15 protein-coding genes are annotated in these 13,466 nt (G+C 40.9%); 5 read left to right on the plus strand and 10 right to left on the minus strand.

Features of this window, described 5'->3' with window-relative positions:
* Positions 1-2: 2 nt before the first annotated feature.
* Together H9565_RS03420 and H9565_RS03425 are read right to left on the minus strand one after the other, a co-directional pair.
* Entirely contained in the window at positions 3-1,604 is a 1,602-nt protein-coding gene (locus H9565_RS03420) for an ATP-dependent DNA ligase (protein ID WP_215438207.1), read from the minus strand.
* A 62-nt stretch (positions 1,605-1,666) separates the two neighbouring features.
* Complete coding sequence (locus tag H9565_RS03425) at positions 1,667-2,701, minus strand: ligase-associated DNA damage response exonuclease (protein ID WP_215437511.1); 1,035 nt, start codon at positions 2,699-2,701, stop codon at positions 1,667-1,669.
* A gap of 149 nt (positions 2,702-2,850) precedes the next feature.
* Here H9565_RS03425 and H9565_RS03430 point away from each other — a divergent pair, with 149 nt between their 5' ends.
* Complete coding sequence (locus tag H9565_RS03430; protein ID WP_215437513.1) at positions 2,851-3,273, plus strand: tellurite resistance TerB family protein; 423 nt, start codon at positions 2,851-2,853, stop codon at positions 3,271-3,273.
* 81 nt (positions 3,274-3,354) lie between these two features.
* On the opposite strand, the gene fbp is transcribed toward H9565_RS03430, so the two are convergent.
* Positions 3,355-4,365: a class 1 fructose-bisphosphatase gene (fbp, locus tag H9565_RS03435; RefSeq protein WP_215437515.1), complete on the minus strand. Its 1,011-nt coding sequence runs from the start codon at positions 4,363-4,365 to the stop codon at positions 3,355-3,357.
* 110 nt (positions 4,366-4,475) lie between these two features.
* Between fbp and H9565_RS03440 the strand changes: the two genes are divergently transcribed.
* From H9565_RS03440 to H9565_RS03455, 4 genes are all read left to right on the plus strand, one after another.
* Positions 4,476-4,955, plus strand: coding sequence for a GNAT family N-acetyltransferase (locus H9565_RS03440; RefSeq protein ID WP_215437517.1), 480 nt, complete (start codon positions 4,476-4,478; stop codon positions 4,953-4,955).
* An 11-nt stretch (positions 4,956-4,966) separates the two neighbouring features.
* On the plus strand, positions 4,967-5,302 hold the full coding sequence (locus H9565_RS03445; protein ID WP_215437520.1) for a n-acetylglutamate synthase: 336 nt from the start codon (positions 4,967-4,969) through the stop codon (positions 5,300-5,302).
* 40 nt (positions 5,303-5,342) lie between these two features.
* Positions 5,343-6,593 (plus strand): aspartate kinase, encoded by a 1,251-nt coding sequence (locus tag H9565_RS03450; protein ID WP_215437523.1) that lies wholly within the window; start codon positions 5,343-5,345, stop codon positions 6,591-6,593.
* Between the two features lie 89 nt (positions 6,594-6,682).
* Positions 6,683-8,494, plus strand: a complete 1,812-nt coding sequence (locus tag H9565_RS03455; RefSeq protein WP_215437525.1) for a GNAT family N-acyltransferase — start codon at positions 6,683-6,685, stop codon at positions 8,492-8,494.
* A 14-nt stretch (positions 8,495-8,508) separates the two neighbouring features.
* On the opposite strand, the gene H9565_RS03460 is transcribed toward H9565_RS03455, so the two are convergent.
* The 7 genes from H9565_RS03460 to mgtE form a co-directional block, all read right to left on the minus strand.
* Positions 8,509-9,009: a GNAT family N-acetyltransferase gene (locus H9565_RS03460; protein WP_246560247.1), complete on the minus strand. Its 501-nt coding sequence runs from the start codon at positions 9,007-9,009 to the stop codon at positions 8,509-8,511.
* Between the two features lie 14 nt (positions 9,010-9,023).
* Entirely contained in the window at positions 9,024-9,422 is a 399-nt protein-coding gene (locus H9565_RS03465; protein WP_215437529.1) for a YtxH domain-containing protein, read from the minus strand.
* 49 nt (positions 9,423-9,471) lie between these two features.
* Positions 9,472-9,858: a VOC family protein gene (locus H9565_RS03470; RefSeq protein WP_215437532.1), complete on the minus strand. Its 387-nt coding sequence runs from the start codon at positions 9,856-9,858 to the stop codon at positions 9,472-9,474.
* A 57-nt stretch (positions 9,859-9,915) separates the two neighbouring features.
* Positions 9,916-10,377, minus strand: coding sequence for a DUF1801 domain-containing protein (locus tag H9565_RS03475; RefSeq protein WP_215437535.1), 462 nt, complete (start codon positions 10,375-10,377; stop codon positions 9,916-9,918).
* 2 nt (positions 10,378-10,379) lie between these two features.
* Complete coding sequence (locus H9565_RS03480) at positions 10,380-10,751, minus strand: VOC family protein (protein ID WP_215437538.1); 372 nt, start codon at positions 10,749-10,751, stop codon at positions 10,380-10,382.
* 86 nt (positions 10,752-10,837) lie between these two features.
* Positions 10,838-11,800, minus strand: coding sequence for a 2-hydroxyacid dehydrogenase (locus H9565_RS03485; RefSeq protein ID WP_215438209.1), 963 nt, complete (start codon positions 11,798-11,800; stop codon positions 10,838-10,840).
* A 200-nt stretch (positions 11,801-12,000) separates the two neighbouring features.
* The gene (gene mgtE / locus H9565_RS03490; RefSeq protein WP_215437540.1) at positions 12,001-13,353 is read right to left on the minus strand and encodes a magnesium transporter; all 1,353 of its coding nucleotides are present in this window, start codon (positions 13,351-13,353) and stop codon (positions 12,001-12,003) included.
* Positions 13,354-13,466: the final 113 nt, after the last annotated feature.

Genomic DNA, 13,466 nt, shown 5'->3' on the forward strand with positions numbered 1-13,466 from the left:
AATTAAGGAATCAATGACTTTAAATCGTCTAAGGAATTGGCTTCATGAATATTTTTGTCTTTACGCCATCTCAATATCCTTGGAAATCTAGTGGCCACACCGCTTTTGTGCCTCTTGGATAATGCTATGCCCTCAAATGCAATTTCAAACACGTGATGAGGGGTGACCGAGCGTACGGGTCCAAACCGTTCCAAGGTGTTTTTCTTGATCCAAGCATCAACTTTTCTAAATTCGGCATCGGTCAATCCTGAATAGGCTTTGGCAAAAGTAACCAGTTCCTTTTCACCTTCGTCATTTTCGTTCCATAGGGCAAAAGTATAATCTGTAAACAGATTACTGCGTCTACCATGTCCTCGCATGGCATAGGTTAGAACGGCATCAATGGTTAATGGGTCTACTTTCCATTTCCACCAATCCCCTTTTTTTCTTCCCACTAAATAAGGGGAGTCCTTACGTTTAAGCATGAGTCCTTCGCTGAACATTTCCCGGGAGCGTTCCCTCTCCTTGGCGACTTCTTCCCACGAGCTAAAATGCATCGTTTCGGAAAGGTGAAACGGTATGTCTAAATTGTTCGTCTTTTGGTATAATTTTTCTAAAATGGCTCTGCGCTCAGCAAAGGGTTTGTTTCTGATATCCTTTCCCTCCCATTCCAGAATATCGTAGGCCTTTAGGATAACGGGTACCTTTTTAAGTAAGGCCTTAGAAACGGTCTTGCGTCCAATGCGTGTCTGCAAATCGTTGAAAGTGCCTATTTGTCCATCAATATAGGGTAGAATTTCCCCGTCTATCACCGTGCCATTGGGAATGGTTGTTTTAAATTGATTGAACTCGGGATATTTATCGGTCACCAATTCTTCACCACGGCTCCAAACAAACAGCTCATCATTTCTGAGAATTACCTGCGAACGTATGCCATCCCATTTATGTTCTGCGGACCACAAGCTGACATCGCCCAAATCTTCCGGCTCATCCTCAATAGCATACGCAAGATAAAACGGGTAGGGTTTGGACAGATAATCGCTTTCGTTTTCTTCTAAGATAAGTTCTTGAAAGGTAATTACGTTGGGGTCCCAGTTCCCCATAAGTTTATAGGCCAAAATATCTTCATCTATTTCAGTGGCCTTTGCCAATGCCCTGGTCATTAATTTTTGGCTTACACCAATGCGAAACCCTCCGGTAATCAATTTGGTAAAAACAAAACGCTCATAATAATCAAGTACTTTCCAGTTTTCAAAGAGGTAGGTTTTTTTATCATTTTCCGATTTCTTTTTTAACGCTATCATCTCCTTCAAAAATTGGGTCAATGTTTTTTCTGTGGATGTCTTGCTGGATGGAACAATGAGAGCGATGGTTTCGGCCAAATCGCCCACAATGTGATAGCTTTCCTCAAACAACCAAAGTGGAATGTTGGCCAGTTCGGAAGCCCATTCCCGCAATAGGGTGGTGTTTACGGGACGAGGTGGGCGACGATGCGATAAAATGGCAATCGTCCATACTTTGTCCTTGTCGCTCGCTGCCAAAAAATAACTCGTTAAGGCCTGGACCTTAACATTGGTCTTATTGGTGCTGTCCAAGGTTTTTATCAATGCGGCAAAACCGCGCATACCAAGTTCTTTCAATTCAAAAACGGTAGTATTATCAATTTCCGATATAGTTTGTTCTTGCTTCATGAGGTCTGGGTTTCAAGGGGTGTGGTCTCTTCTGGGGTAGCGCTGTCTTCCTCATCACCGTATTGGGTTTCTTCCGTAAGGGCGTCATAACCCTTTTCGCGCAGGTATCTTGAAAAGATTTCGGTATACCCGTGGGTGCAAATGATTTTTTCCGCTCCCGTTGCCTCAATGCTGGATAAGAGTCCCTGCCAGTCGCAGTGGTCGCTCAGAACAAAACCTTTATCAATGGCCCTTCTGCGGCGGGCTCCCCTAAAAGTCATCCAACCGCTTGCGGAAGCCGTTACGTAGGGAACCATTTTACGGATCCAAGTACTGCCGTGTGCACTGGGCGGGGCCAGAACAATATTTCCAAGAAGCTCCTCTTTTTTGGTTTCCTTGGTAATTAAGGTCGTTTCGGGAAAATCCACTAATGGGCGAAGCACTTGGGTCATGTTCTCAATGGCCCCATGGGTGTATATCTTGCCTATATCCGTGTCTAGATATTTGAGTAGTCTTTGTGCTTTTCCTAAGCTGTAACCAAATAGAATTGAGGTTTTTCTCCCGGCCTGGTTATCTGTCCACCACTGGTTGATATCTTCAAAAACCTCTTGCTGGGGAGTCCATTTAAAAGCGGGTAGGCCAAAGGTGCATTCCGTAATGAAGGTATCGCATTTAATGGGTATGTAGGGGGTGGAGATACCGTCGTTCTCGGTTTTGTAATCTCCTGTAAACACCCAAACTTCGCCCTTATGTTCTACTCGAATTTGTGATGAACCAATAATATGGCCAGCAGGATGAAGGCTGAATTTTACATTATTGATGGTAAAGGATTCTCCCCATTCCCTACCGGAAACATTAATTTCCCCTAGACGGTGACTGATAATGGGTACATTTCTATGATGTGTAATATATTGCTTGTGCCCCCACCTGCTATGGTCTGCATGACCGTGAGAGATTATGGCTTTATCTACAGGTTTCCATGGGTCTAGATAAACCTTGGCGGCACTGCAATAAATACCTTTATCTGTGAATTCAAGAAGCGGTTTTTTCATGTTCATTGAAAGTTACGTAATATTCTGAAATGCCATCCGTATACATTAAGATATGGTTTAATGCCAAGAGACAGGGTCAAAATAATCATATGGGAGGAAGGGAATGACCTCTAAAAAAATTATATTTGCTGCCAATAAAATTGATACATATGGCAATTGCAGATTTATATACTAGTGGAGAGCACAGAAGAAACTTAGCACATTTTGCGGCTATTGCAACTTTGGCTAGTGTAGACGGAGAAATAAGCTCGGAAGAAAAAAGTATGTTGGACCGTTTTGCGGCAAAGTTCGATATAACCGAATCCGAGTATAAAGAGGTGATGAAAAAGGAGAATAAATATCCTATTGACCCACCACATACTTCAGAAAACAGATTGGAGCGTCTTTATGATCTTTTCCGTATTATCTTTTCTGACCATCACATAGATGATGAGGAAATGGTACTATTAAAAAAGTACGCTATCGGACTTGGTTTTTCAGGAGAGCAGGCCGATAAGGTAATTGAGAAGTCTGTTGCTATTTTTAGCGGAAGAATAGATTTTGATGATTATTTATACCTTTTGAAACACTAAGGTAAAGCATAAAAGAAGCCCGGAAAATAAATGGTTTCCGGGCTTTTTTGTTTTTAGGATGCTTTTGGGTATTTGGTGCGATCAATGATATTTGTCTAGAAATTCTTGTAGTTTTTCTACCATTTTTCTACTTCCGCAGAAGAAAGGCACACGTTGGTGCAATTCTGTAGGAACAATATCCAAGATGCGGGTTTTACCACCAGTTGCCAGTCCGTTGGCCTGTTCGGCTAAAAATGCCATAGGATTACATTCGTATAAAAGACGCAGTTTGCCCTCTTGGGTTACACTACTTTTAGGGTACATGTAGATACCACCTTTAATCATATTTCTATGAAAATCGGAGACCAAAGAGCCAATATACCTTGAGGTATAAGGCCTGTCTCCTTCTTCGGCCTGGCAATATTTAATATAATCTTTTACCCCTTGGTGAAAATGAACGTATTTACCTTCGTTTACGGAATAGATAGTTCCATTTTCAGGAAACTGCATGTTAGGGTGCGATAGATAGAAGGTGCCAATAGCGGGATTCAATGTAAATCCGTTTACGCCATCTCCCGTAGTATAAACAAGCATGGTTGAAGTTCCGTACACCACATATCCTGCAGCTACTTGCTTATTTCCGGGTTGTAGGAAATCCTCAATGGTAACGGGTGTACCTACAGGGGTAACTCTTCGGTAGATAGAAAATATAGTACCTACGGAAACATTTACGTCTACGTTAGACGATCCGTCCAAAGGGTCTATCAGTACTACATATTTGTTTTGGTTATCCTCATCGTTACTGTTAATGGCTATAAAATCATCCTCTTCCTCAGAAGCTATTCCACAAACAATTTCCCTGTTAGCTAAGGTATTTATGAATTTTTCATTGGCAAAGACATCTAATTTTTGTTGGTCTTCCCCTTGAATATTAGTCTCACCGGCTTTTCCAAGAATATCTACTAGACCGGCTTTGTTTACCTCGTGGTTAACCACCTTTGCCGCCAAACGAATGGCATTGATTAATTTTGAAAGCTCTCCAGATGAGTATTTAAACGAATCTTGATTTTCAATAATAAACTCTCCGAGCGTTTGGTTTTTTTTATGGTGCATGTTTAGGCTGTTTATTTGACCACAAATATCGGCTATTTTGTGAAACTATGTTCCATTGGTTTAGATTTGAATGTTTAAATTTATAACTTCGTGTTTTATTTATAACAATTATGAGCTATTCAATTCGTGAAGCCCAAGAGGGTGATATGCCGCAAGTACTGACATTAATTAAAGAACTAGCTGTTTTTGAAAAGGAATCCAATGCTGTTGAGGTAACCGTAGAGGATTTGAAAAACGATGGTTTTGGTGAAAAAAAACTTTTTCACTGTTTTGTTGGTGAGACACAAGAAAGGATTGTGGGTATGGCTTTGGTCTATCCAAGATACTCTACTTGGAAAGGACCGGTAATTCACTTAGAAGACCTCATTGTTACGGAAAAGATGCGTGGTAGTGGCCTGGGAAGTGCCCTTTTTAAAGAAGTGGTCAATTATGGGAACGACTTGGGTGTACGAAGAATCTGTTGGGAAGTATTGGATTGGAACGAGCCGGCCATTGCTTTCTATGAAAAAAATGGGGCAAGGGTAATGCGCGACTGGGACGTGGTCCAATTAGACGAGAACGGCATCAAAACATTTTTGGAACTCCAATAAGGTCTATTGTAATGAACTACGATGGTAAAAGGTTTCGCCCGGTGCAGAATTCCGATAACGGGGAAACTACACAAGAGACTATTTTTGAGTATCGCCAGACAGGCAACATTCTCACTTCTGAGTATGCAGGAGGTAAGATTGTAAAAGGCCATCTCATAGGTTTGGTAGATGAAAACGGAAATATAGACATGCGCTACCATCAAGTAAATACAGATGGAGCATTAATGACAGGCACATGCTTGTCTAAGCCAGAAATAAACAAAGAAGGAAAAATAAAGCTACATGAAAGTTGGCAGTGGACCTCTGGAGATGGTTCCCGAGGTACATCTATTCTAGAGGAGCTTTAATCTTTTTAGTATAAAAAATTTAAGATAAATAGTAAAACATATGCGAGTATTTAAGTTTGGCGGTGCATCGGTAAAAGATGCTGATGGAGTAAAAAACGTGGTGAATGTACTAAGGCAAACAGGCCATGAGAATACTATGGTTGTTGTATCCGCCATGGGCAAAACTACTAATGCTATGGAAGCAACGGTAAATGCCTATTTTAATGATAAGTCCGCTTTAACGGCTGCTTTTCAAGAAACAATAGCATATCATGATGCTATTCTTAGAGACCTTTTTTCAAACAATGGCCATGAGGTATTTGCTCTGGTCAAAGGTTTGTTTGATGAGGTACAGGGCTTTTTGGCTTGGAACAAATCGCCCAATTATAATTTTGTGTACGACCAAGTTGTGGGTTATGGTGAATTAATTTCAACAACTATCCTCAATGCCTATTTGAATGATGTAGGGATAAAAAGCAACTGGGTAGATATTCGAGATTTTATAAAAACCAATGACAGTTATCGTGATGTTTCCGTAAACTGGGAGAAGACCCAAGACCGCATTTCCAAAGGTATAGATAAATCCAAATTGAACATTACCCAAGGTTTTTTAGGTAGTGATGACAACAACTTTACAACTACTTTGGGTAGGGAAGGTTCGGATTATACCGCGGCTATATTGGCCTATTGCTTAAATGCGGATTCGGTTACTATTTGGAAAGATGTACCTGGTGTACTTAATGCCGATCCAAGGTATTTTTCCGAAACCCAACTGTTGAACAACATATCTTATCGTGAGGCTATTGAGCTCGCGTTCTACGGAGCTTCCGTAATACACCCAAAAACGTTACAGCCTCTACAGCAAAAAGAGATTCCACTTCACGTAAAATCATTTCTAAACCCAAAAGACCCTGGTACTACAGTGGGTAAAGGAGTTGGCATAGAGCCAAAAGTGCCTTGTTTCATCGTGAAGAAAAATCAAGTTCTTATGAAGCTTTCCTCGTTGGACTTTTCGTTCATTGTAGAAGATAGTATAAGTGAACTTTTTAAGCTGTTCCATGACCACAAGATGAAGGTAGACCTGATACAGAATTCCGCAATTAGTTTTTCTGTTTGTGTCGATAATCGTTTTGGACGTTTAGAGGATCTTTTAAACTTGCTTAAAAGTAGGTTCAAGGTCGTGCACCATGAAGGCGTATCTCTCTATACCATAAGGCATTTTGATGAAAAGGCTATTGAGTCTTTGCAAAACGGACACGAAGTTCTTTTAGAGCAACGGGGTAAGGAGACACTACAGTTGGTGGTAAAGTAATATTGACTGTGTAAGTCTAAATTTGTTAAAAAGGGAGTCTCCTCTAGTGTTTTTCCTATCTTAGCGGTCACCTAATTGATAAAAGAACTATGGGTTTAGTGACCGCAAAAGAAGTGGCCAAAGCTACCAAACTTGATAAATACGGGGTTTTTGGTACGTTTTCGGCTTGGATACTACTTAAGGTCACGATGATTTCTAACATGAACAGGAGGTATGATAAGATGAGCCATCTAGAGGGCTCGGAATTCTTGGATGCCGTTCTTGAAGAGTATGAAATTGATTATGAAATACCCGAGGAAGACTTAAAACGTTTGCCAAAAGAAGGGCCTTTCATTACGGTAAGCAACCACCCTTTAGGAGGGATAGATGGTATAGTCTTATTAAAGCTGATGCTGGGCAATAGGTCAGATTATAAGGTAATGGCCAACTTCTTGTTACAGCGTTTTAAACCCTTGGCACAGTACATTTTTCCGGTAAATCCGTTTGAAGACCGTAAAGAGGCCAAGAGCAGTATTTCGGGTTTTAAGAATGCCATGTTGCATCTAAGGCAAGGTCACCCCGTTGGGATATTTCCTGCAGGGGAGGTGTCTACTCGCAAAGAGGGTAAAATAGCGATAGATAAACCTTGGGAAGAAACGGCAATTAAACTTATTAGAAAAGCAGAGGTGCCCGTTGTTCCCATTTATTTTCACGCCAAGAATAGTAAATTGTTTTATCGCTTGGCAAAGATTAGTGGGGTGTTCCGTACCGCAAAGTTGCCTTCTGAAGTATTTTCGCAAAGAAACAGACCTATTAAAGTACGTATTGGTCAGCCTATTTCCGTGGCAACTCAGAAAGAACAGGAAACGTTGGAAGAGTATTCCGAGTTATTGCGGAGAAAAACATACATATTGGCCAATGCTTATGAAAAGGAGAGGTTAATAGATCAAATACCCACATCTCTAAAGTTACCCAAACAGCCTAGAAAAATCGCCCAGCCCGTTAGAGGAGAGGTTATAGAGGCCGAGATCGAAAAGCTTGTTGAGAATGATAGGCGAATGGTGCAAAGCAAGAACTATGAGGTGTTTTTGGCACCTGCGGATGAAATTCCGTTTACGCTTCAAGAAATTGGTCGTCAAAGAGAGATTACTTTTCGTGAAATTGGCGAGGGCACCAACAATTCTATAGATATTGATGAGTTTGATGCGTACTATCACCATATGTTTTTGTGGGATAACGAGGCAAAGGTAATTGCCGGAGCCTACCGTATGGGGCTTGGTTCTGAAATCTTTGCCAAGTATGGCATAGATGGGTTTTATCTTCAAGATTTATTTCGGTTTGAGCCTGAACTTTTTGGTATGATGAGCAAGTCCATAGAAATGGGAAGGGCCTATATCGTAAAGGAATATCAATTAAAACCTATGCCGTTGTTCTTGCTCTGGAAGGGTATTGTACATACTACGCTGCGTCATCCGGAACATAAATATTTAATTGGTGGAGTGAGTATCAGTAACCAATTTTCCAACTTTTCTAAATCGTTAATGATCGAGTTTATGAAGAGTAACTATTGGGATCCCTATGTAGCCCAGTATGTACGACCTAAAAAAGAATTTAAGGTAAAGTTGAAGGATGCCGATAAGGAGTTTGTTTTTGATGAGACCCAAGCTGATTTAAATAAGTTTGATAAATTGATCGATGAGGTAGAACCAGGAAATCTTAGGTTGCCCGTTCTCATTAAAAAATACATCAAGCAAAATGCGAAAGTAGTTGCATTTAATGTAGATCCATTGTTTAACAACGCCATAGATGGGTTAATGTATATTAAGATCGCAGATTTGCCCGAGAGTACGGTAAAACCTGTAATGGAAGAGTTTCAGGCGGAACTGGAGCGTAAGTTTATGGAGGCGCAACAAAACGTTTAGGGGGCTGTTTCAAGTTAATCTACGCCCACTACAGTACTTCTTCTTTCAAACAATAGGTTGTCTTTCCAGAGACCGTCTCTTTTGCCAATACGTTCGCGTTTCCCTATATATCTAAAGCCCATTTTTTCATGAAGTTTGATGCTTCCTTTGTTTTCGGGAAATATACCGGATTGAAGTGTCCATAGCCCGTTTTCTTCGCTTTGCATGATTAGGGCTTGCATAAGTTTTGAACCTATGCCTTTTCCCCGTGCCTCTTCAGAGATGTAAATGCTGACTTCGCCAACACCTCCATAAACACAGCGGCTAGATACCGGCGAAAGTGCCGCCCAACCCAAACACTTTTCCTTTTGAACAGCTACAATCCTACAATGGCCAAGGTGCGCTTTATCCCATGCTTGGTATGTAGGGGTTTGTTGTTCAAACGTGGCGTATCCGGTTGCCATGCCATCAACGTATATTTTAGAAACGGAAGGCCAATCTTCAGGGAGCATGGCCCTTAACTGAATTTCTACCATAAAAAAGTTGAAAATTATAGACTTTTAAACCAATCTTGAAAATACTCACCTACCACAACTGTGGGGTCCATTTTATTACTGGCCGCATTTATAAGGCTCATAACGATTAATACCAGTCCGATCACAGCGGCAAAACAACCTACAATGGGGATAATACCCAGAACAATCGTCAGCAGCCATATGCCAAGGGTCTGTCTAATGTAGAAACTCCCAAATTCTGTTCTATTCTGCGAGTTCATTATGAGTGCCACAATCCACCCTATTACTGTAATATGTGCTAAAATGGCCACAATTTTGCCGTTATCGGGACTGTTAGGGTCAAAGGTCTTCTTTACTTCTTCTTGAAATTCGTTTGCGGCTTTTTTGGCATCTTCTGCAAAGTCTTTTCCAAATTCTTTTTTTTCGTCGGACATCGTGTTGGTTCTTTGGTTATTCTGTTCTTAAATGTAAGTCGTTTTTCGATTATAAAAAAGCCTTGTCAATAGGCTCCCACAATTCTAGTTTGTTGCCTTCGGGGTCTAAAATCCACCCGAACTTACCGTATTCGTATTCCTCTATTTCGCCCACTACGGTAACCCCTTCCTCTTTTAAAACCTTAAGCAGCTCAACCAAATTTTCAACCCTAAAATTCATCATGAACTGTTTCTTGCTAGGTTCAAAATAGTTGGTATCCTCGTTCATAGGGCTCCATTGGGTAGAACAGTCGTTTCCCTCTTTATCTTTCCACCAAAACGTACAACCATATTGGTCCGTATTAAGTCCTAAATGTTCTTTATACCATGTCTTTATCCCGTCAGGGTCTTTTGTTTTGAAAAAGAAGCCTCCTAAACCTGTAACTCTGTTTTTCATATGAATCCGTTCTAAATTTATGAAATGATTGCTAATGGTAGATGGTAGTCAATATAGTTACTTTTTGATTTTTGTATTTTTTTCATACAATGCAATCCAATCATCTACGCTCATTTTTGTGCTGAGTTCAGAAATGAGCTCATAAGGTATGTCTGTCATAGATTTAAACCGAATACAGCTTTTACCCATGTCCAGTTTGCGTTTGCAATGTTTTGGATACTCCGCTACAAACCAGTCATAGAGTTCTGGATTAGCATAAATTCCCGAATGGTATAATGCTACAAAATCCTTTTGAGAAGCTAAATTTATAAAGGGAAGTGGGAGTTTGGGATTGCAATGGTAACCGTCTGGATAAAGAGAGTGCGGTACTACGTAACCAAGCATTCCATAGCTCATTTGTTCCTCAAATCCAGTAGGAAGATGGTCCAAAATTGTTTTTCTCAATTTGGATATGACTTCTTGGCGTTCGGCAGGAAGCTGTGCAATATAAGCTTCAGGTGAATCTGCTTTGTAATTCATGATCAAACGTGTTGGTCTATTAAAATAGGATTTCCGTCCGGGTCTTTTAGCATACAGGAAGCCGGTCCGGAAGAACTTTCATCTGCCTCAACATCTAATTGTAAACCTTGGGCCTTAAACTTTGCCTGAAGTTCCCGAACATCGGTAAAGGAATCCAAGGGTTCTGCGTTGGAATTCCAGCCGGGATTAAAAGTAAGGATGTTTTTATCGATCATGCCTTGAAATAGACCAATAGTGGCATCACCATTTTTCAGGATTAGCCAATTTTGAGCAATATCTCCGGCAAAAACAGAGAAGCCCAAAGTTTCATAGAATTGCTTTGAAACCTGAATGTCCTTGACATTCAGGCTTACCGAAAAGTTACCTAATTGCATTGCTTTTTTATTTTGGATGAACAAACTATACGCTCCATAATCCGATTGGGGGAACGTACATGCAATTTGGATTATGGTCTTCTAAGTTAGCAAAATTTTGCTTTTACCTTATCTACTACGGTCTGTGCCAGTTTTTCTAGACTTTCTACGGTCCATCCGGCTACATGGGGTGTGAGCAATACGTTTTCTGCCTGAATAAGATATTGAAACGCTTCTGGTATCTGACTAAGGTCTGCTGTGCCATTGGCGTGGGTCGTGAACATATTTTCAAAAGAGGCCTTTTCGTACTCCAATACATCTAGACCCGCACCCAAAACTTTACCTGATTTAAGGCCTGAAACCAAATCTTCGCTAACCACAGCTTTACCTCTTGCCGTATTCATTAACCAAAACGGTTTGTGGAATTTTCCTATAAACTCAGTATTGATCATGCCAATGGTAAGTTCCGTTTGGGGTACATGTAGGCTTAATACGTCTGTACGTTGGTGCAGTTCCATAATACCTACTTGGCGAGCATTTTCATCGCCTACACCACCTTGTATGTCATAACAAATAACTTCTACATCAAAACCGCGTAGTTTTTTTGCGAATGCCTTGCCCATGTTGCCATACCCAATAATACCAACAGTTCTGCCATCTAGTTCTATGCCACGGTTGCCTTCGCGGTCCCATTTTCCGGAGCGAACTTCTTTATCTGCTTTTTGTAGTTTGTTGAAAAGAGACAGAAGCATTCCCAGCGTATGTTCCCCTACAGCATTTCTGTTACCTTCAGGCGCCGCTGCCAAGAATATACCATTGGCTTCGGCATGGCGTACATCAATGTTTTCCAGTCCCGCACCCAGTCTTCCTATAAATTGAAGTTTGGACGCTTTGTTCAGAAATTCACTGTCAATACTAAATCTACTGCGAATAATGAGTCCGTCATATTCATGAATTTTAGCTTCAATTTCTGCTTTAGAAGAAGTGTAGTCTTCATCGTTCTGAAAACCTAGTTCATTAAACTGTTCTATTAAGAGCGGATGGTTGACATCCACATGTAAAATCTTCATTTTTCCTTCCATATTGTTCTGGCGTTTTGTGTCTTTTCAAATTGATCATACAAACCCTGTTGTTTCCATATGGAACGGCTCATATATTGAAAAGGATGTTTGGTCTACCTGAGGTGGTATTCTTTTTACTCAGATGGATGATAATTAAATGGTCTTCTCCACTGAATAGCGAACAAAGGTAATGAAATACATGCTTTGGTCTAGATGCCCAACACCAATTTTGCAATGGAGAAATAAATGAGGATACCAAAAATGTCATTACTGGTCGTAATAAACGGTCCTGTGGCAATGGCAGGGTCAATGCCTCTTTTATGCAAAAACAATGGGATGAAGGTACCAATGAAGCCCGCCACTAGGATAACGGCAATTAAAGAGAGGCAAATGGATAGGGAGGTGAGGAAATCACCCTTCCATAACCAGGTAAAAAGTAATAAAATGGTAGCAAGGATAGTACCGTTCAGGAGTGCTAAAAGCAACTCTTTTATAAGGCGATTCCCAACGCTGCCCTTTAAATCATCGTTGGCCAAACCTTGTACAACTATGGCGCTGGATTGTACCCCAACATTACCGGCCATTGCCGCAATTAACGGGGTAAAAAAGAACAATACGGCATGTTTGCTGATCATTTCTTCAAAACCGCCCATGATACCCGCTGCGCCAATACCGCCCACTAGGCCTAAAAATAGCCAGGGTAGTCGTGCTCGGGTAAGGTCCCAAATGCTATCATCTGCCTCTACGTCTTGAGATATACCGGCGGCCATTTGGTAATCCTTTTCGGCCTCTTCACGAATAACGTCTACAATATCATCAATAGTAATACGGCCTACCAATCTTCCTATTTCGTCAACTACGGGAATGGCTTCCAAGTCATATTTTGACATGATTTTTGCTACTTCCTCGGGTTTTTCGTTAACGTTTACCGAATCAACTTTTGGAATATACACTTCACTAATGTGCGTGCGTGTAGAGGTAGTAAGTAAATCTTTTAAAGATAGGCGTCCTTTTAGTTTGTCCGTATCGTCTACTACGTAAATGGAGTGGACACGGGTAACGTTCTCGGCCTGGGCGCGCATTTCTTTTACGCATTTGAGTACGTCCCAGCTCTCGCGTACTTTTACGAGCTCTTTGGCCATAAGCCCGCCGGCAGAGTTTTCATCATAACGTAAAAGGTCTACAATATCCTTGGCGTGTTCCCGGTCTTCCAATTCGGAAATAACTTCTTGGATAATCTCATTGGGAAGTTCTCCAATAATATCCGCGGCATCATCCGTATCCAACTCATCCAGCTCTTCTGCAATTTCTTTTGCGGAAAGATTGTTCAAGATGGACTCCCGTACATCTTCGTCCAATTCTGTTAGGACATCGGAAGTTTTATCGCTCTCAAGAAGTTTGATCAGATAGGTGGCTTCATCTTCGTTTAACTCGTTGATGATTTCGGCAATATCGGCATAATGTATTTCCTCCATCAGGTTTACCAAGCTGGTATCTCCTCGGGATTCAATTAGCTGCTCGATTTCAGCTAGAAGTTCATCTGTGAGTTTAAATGGCGTCATCCTATCTTATCATATAAAGCATTTATGAAGAAACTGCGGCAAAGCTAAAGAAAAAGGCTTAAAGCACTGTGCTCTTTACGATTTCTTAGCACGCTTTATAGATAAAAATCACC

It is taken from the genome of Zobellia russellii, assembly GCF_018728565.1.
GTDB classification, from domain to species: domain Bacteria; phylum Bacteroidota; class Bacteroidia; order Flavobacteriales; family Flavobacteriaceae; genus Zobellia; species Zobellia russellii.

Coding starts and splice junctions, on each gene's coding strand:
- H9565_RS03425 (WP_215437511.1), bottom strand. CDS start 2,701: ATGAAAAAACCGCTTCTTGAATTCACAGATAAAGGTATTTATTGCAGT.
- H9565_RS03485 (WP_215438209.1), bottom strand. CDS start 11,800: ATGAAGATTTTACATGTGGATGTCAACCATCCGCTCTTAATAGAACAG.
- H9565_RS03440 (WP_215437517.1), top strand. CDS start 4,476: ATGAGCTATTCAATTCGTGAAGCCCAAGAGGGTGATATGCCGCAAGTA.
- H9565_RS03470 (WP_215437532.1), bottom strand. CDS start 9,858: ATGAAAAACAGAGTTACAGGTTTAGGAGGCTTCTTTTTCAAAACAAAA.
- fbp (WP_215437515.1), bottom strand. CDS start 4,365: ATGCACCATAAAAAAAACCAAACGCTCGGAGAGTTTATTATTGAAAAT.
- H9565_RS03480 (WP_215437538.1), bottom strand. CDS start 10,751: ATGCAATTAGGTAACTTTTCGGTAAGCCTGAATGTCAAGGACATTCAG.
- H9565_RS03475 (WP_215437535.1), bottom strand. CDS start 10,377: ATGAATTACAAAGCAGATTCACCTGAAGCTTATATTGCACAGCTTCCT.
- mgtE (WP_215437540.1), bottom strand. CDS start 13,353: ATGACGCCATTTAAACTCACAGATGAACTTCTAGCTGAAATCGAGCAG.
- H9565_RS03455 (WP_215437525.1), top strand. CDS start 6,683: ATGGGTTTAGTGACCGCAAAAGAAGTGGCCAAAGCTACCAAACTTGAT.
- H9565_RS03430 (WP_215437513.1), top strand. CDS start 2,851: ATGGCAATTGCAGATTTATATACTAGTGGAGAGCACAGAAGAAACTTA.
- H9565_RS03450 (WP_215437523.1), top strand. CDS start 5,343: ATGCGAGTATTTAAGTTTGGCGGTGCATCGGTAAAAGATGCTGATGGA.
- H9565_RS03465 (WP_215437529.1), bottom strand. CDS start 9,422: ATGTCCGACGAAAAAAAAGAATTTGGAAAAGACTTTGCAGAAGATGCC.
- H9565_RS03445 (WP_215437520.1), top strand. CDS start 4,967: ATGAACTACGATGGTAAAAGGTTTCGCCCGGTGCAGAATTCCGATAAC.
- H9565_RS03420 (WP_215438207.1), bottom strand. CDS start 1,604: ATGCGCGGTTTTGCCGCATTGATAAAAACCTTGGACAGCACCAATAAG.
- H9565_RS03460 (WP_246560247.1), bottom strand. CDS start 9,009: ATGGTAGAAATTCAGTTAAGGGCCATGCTCCCTGAAGATTGGCCTTCC.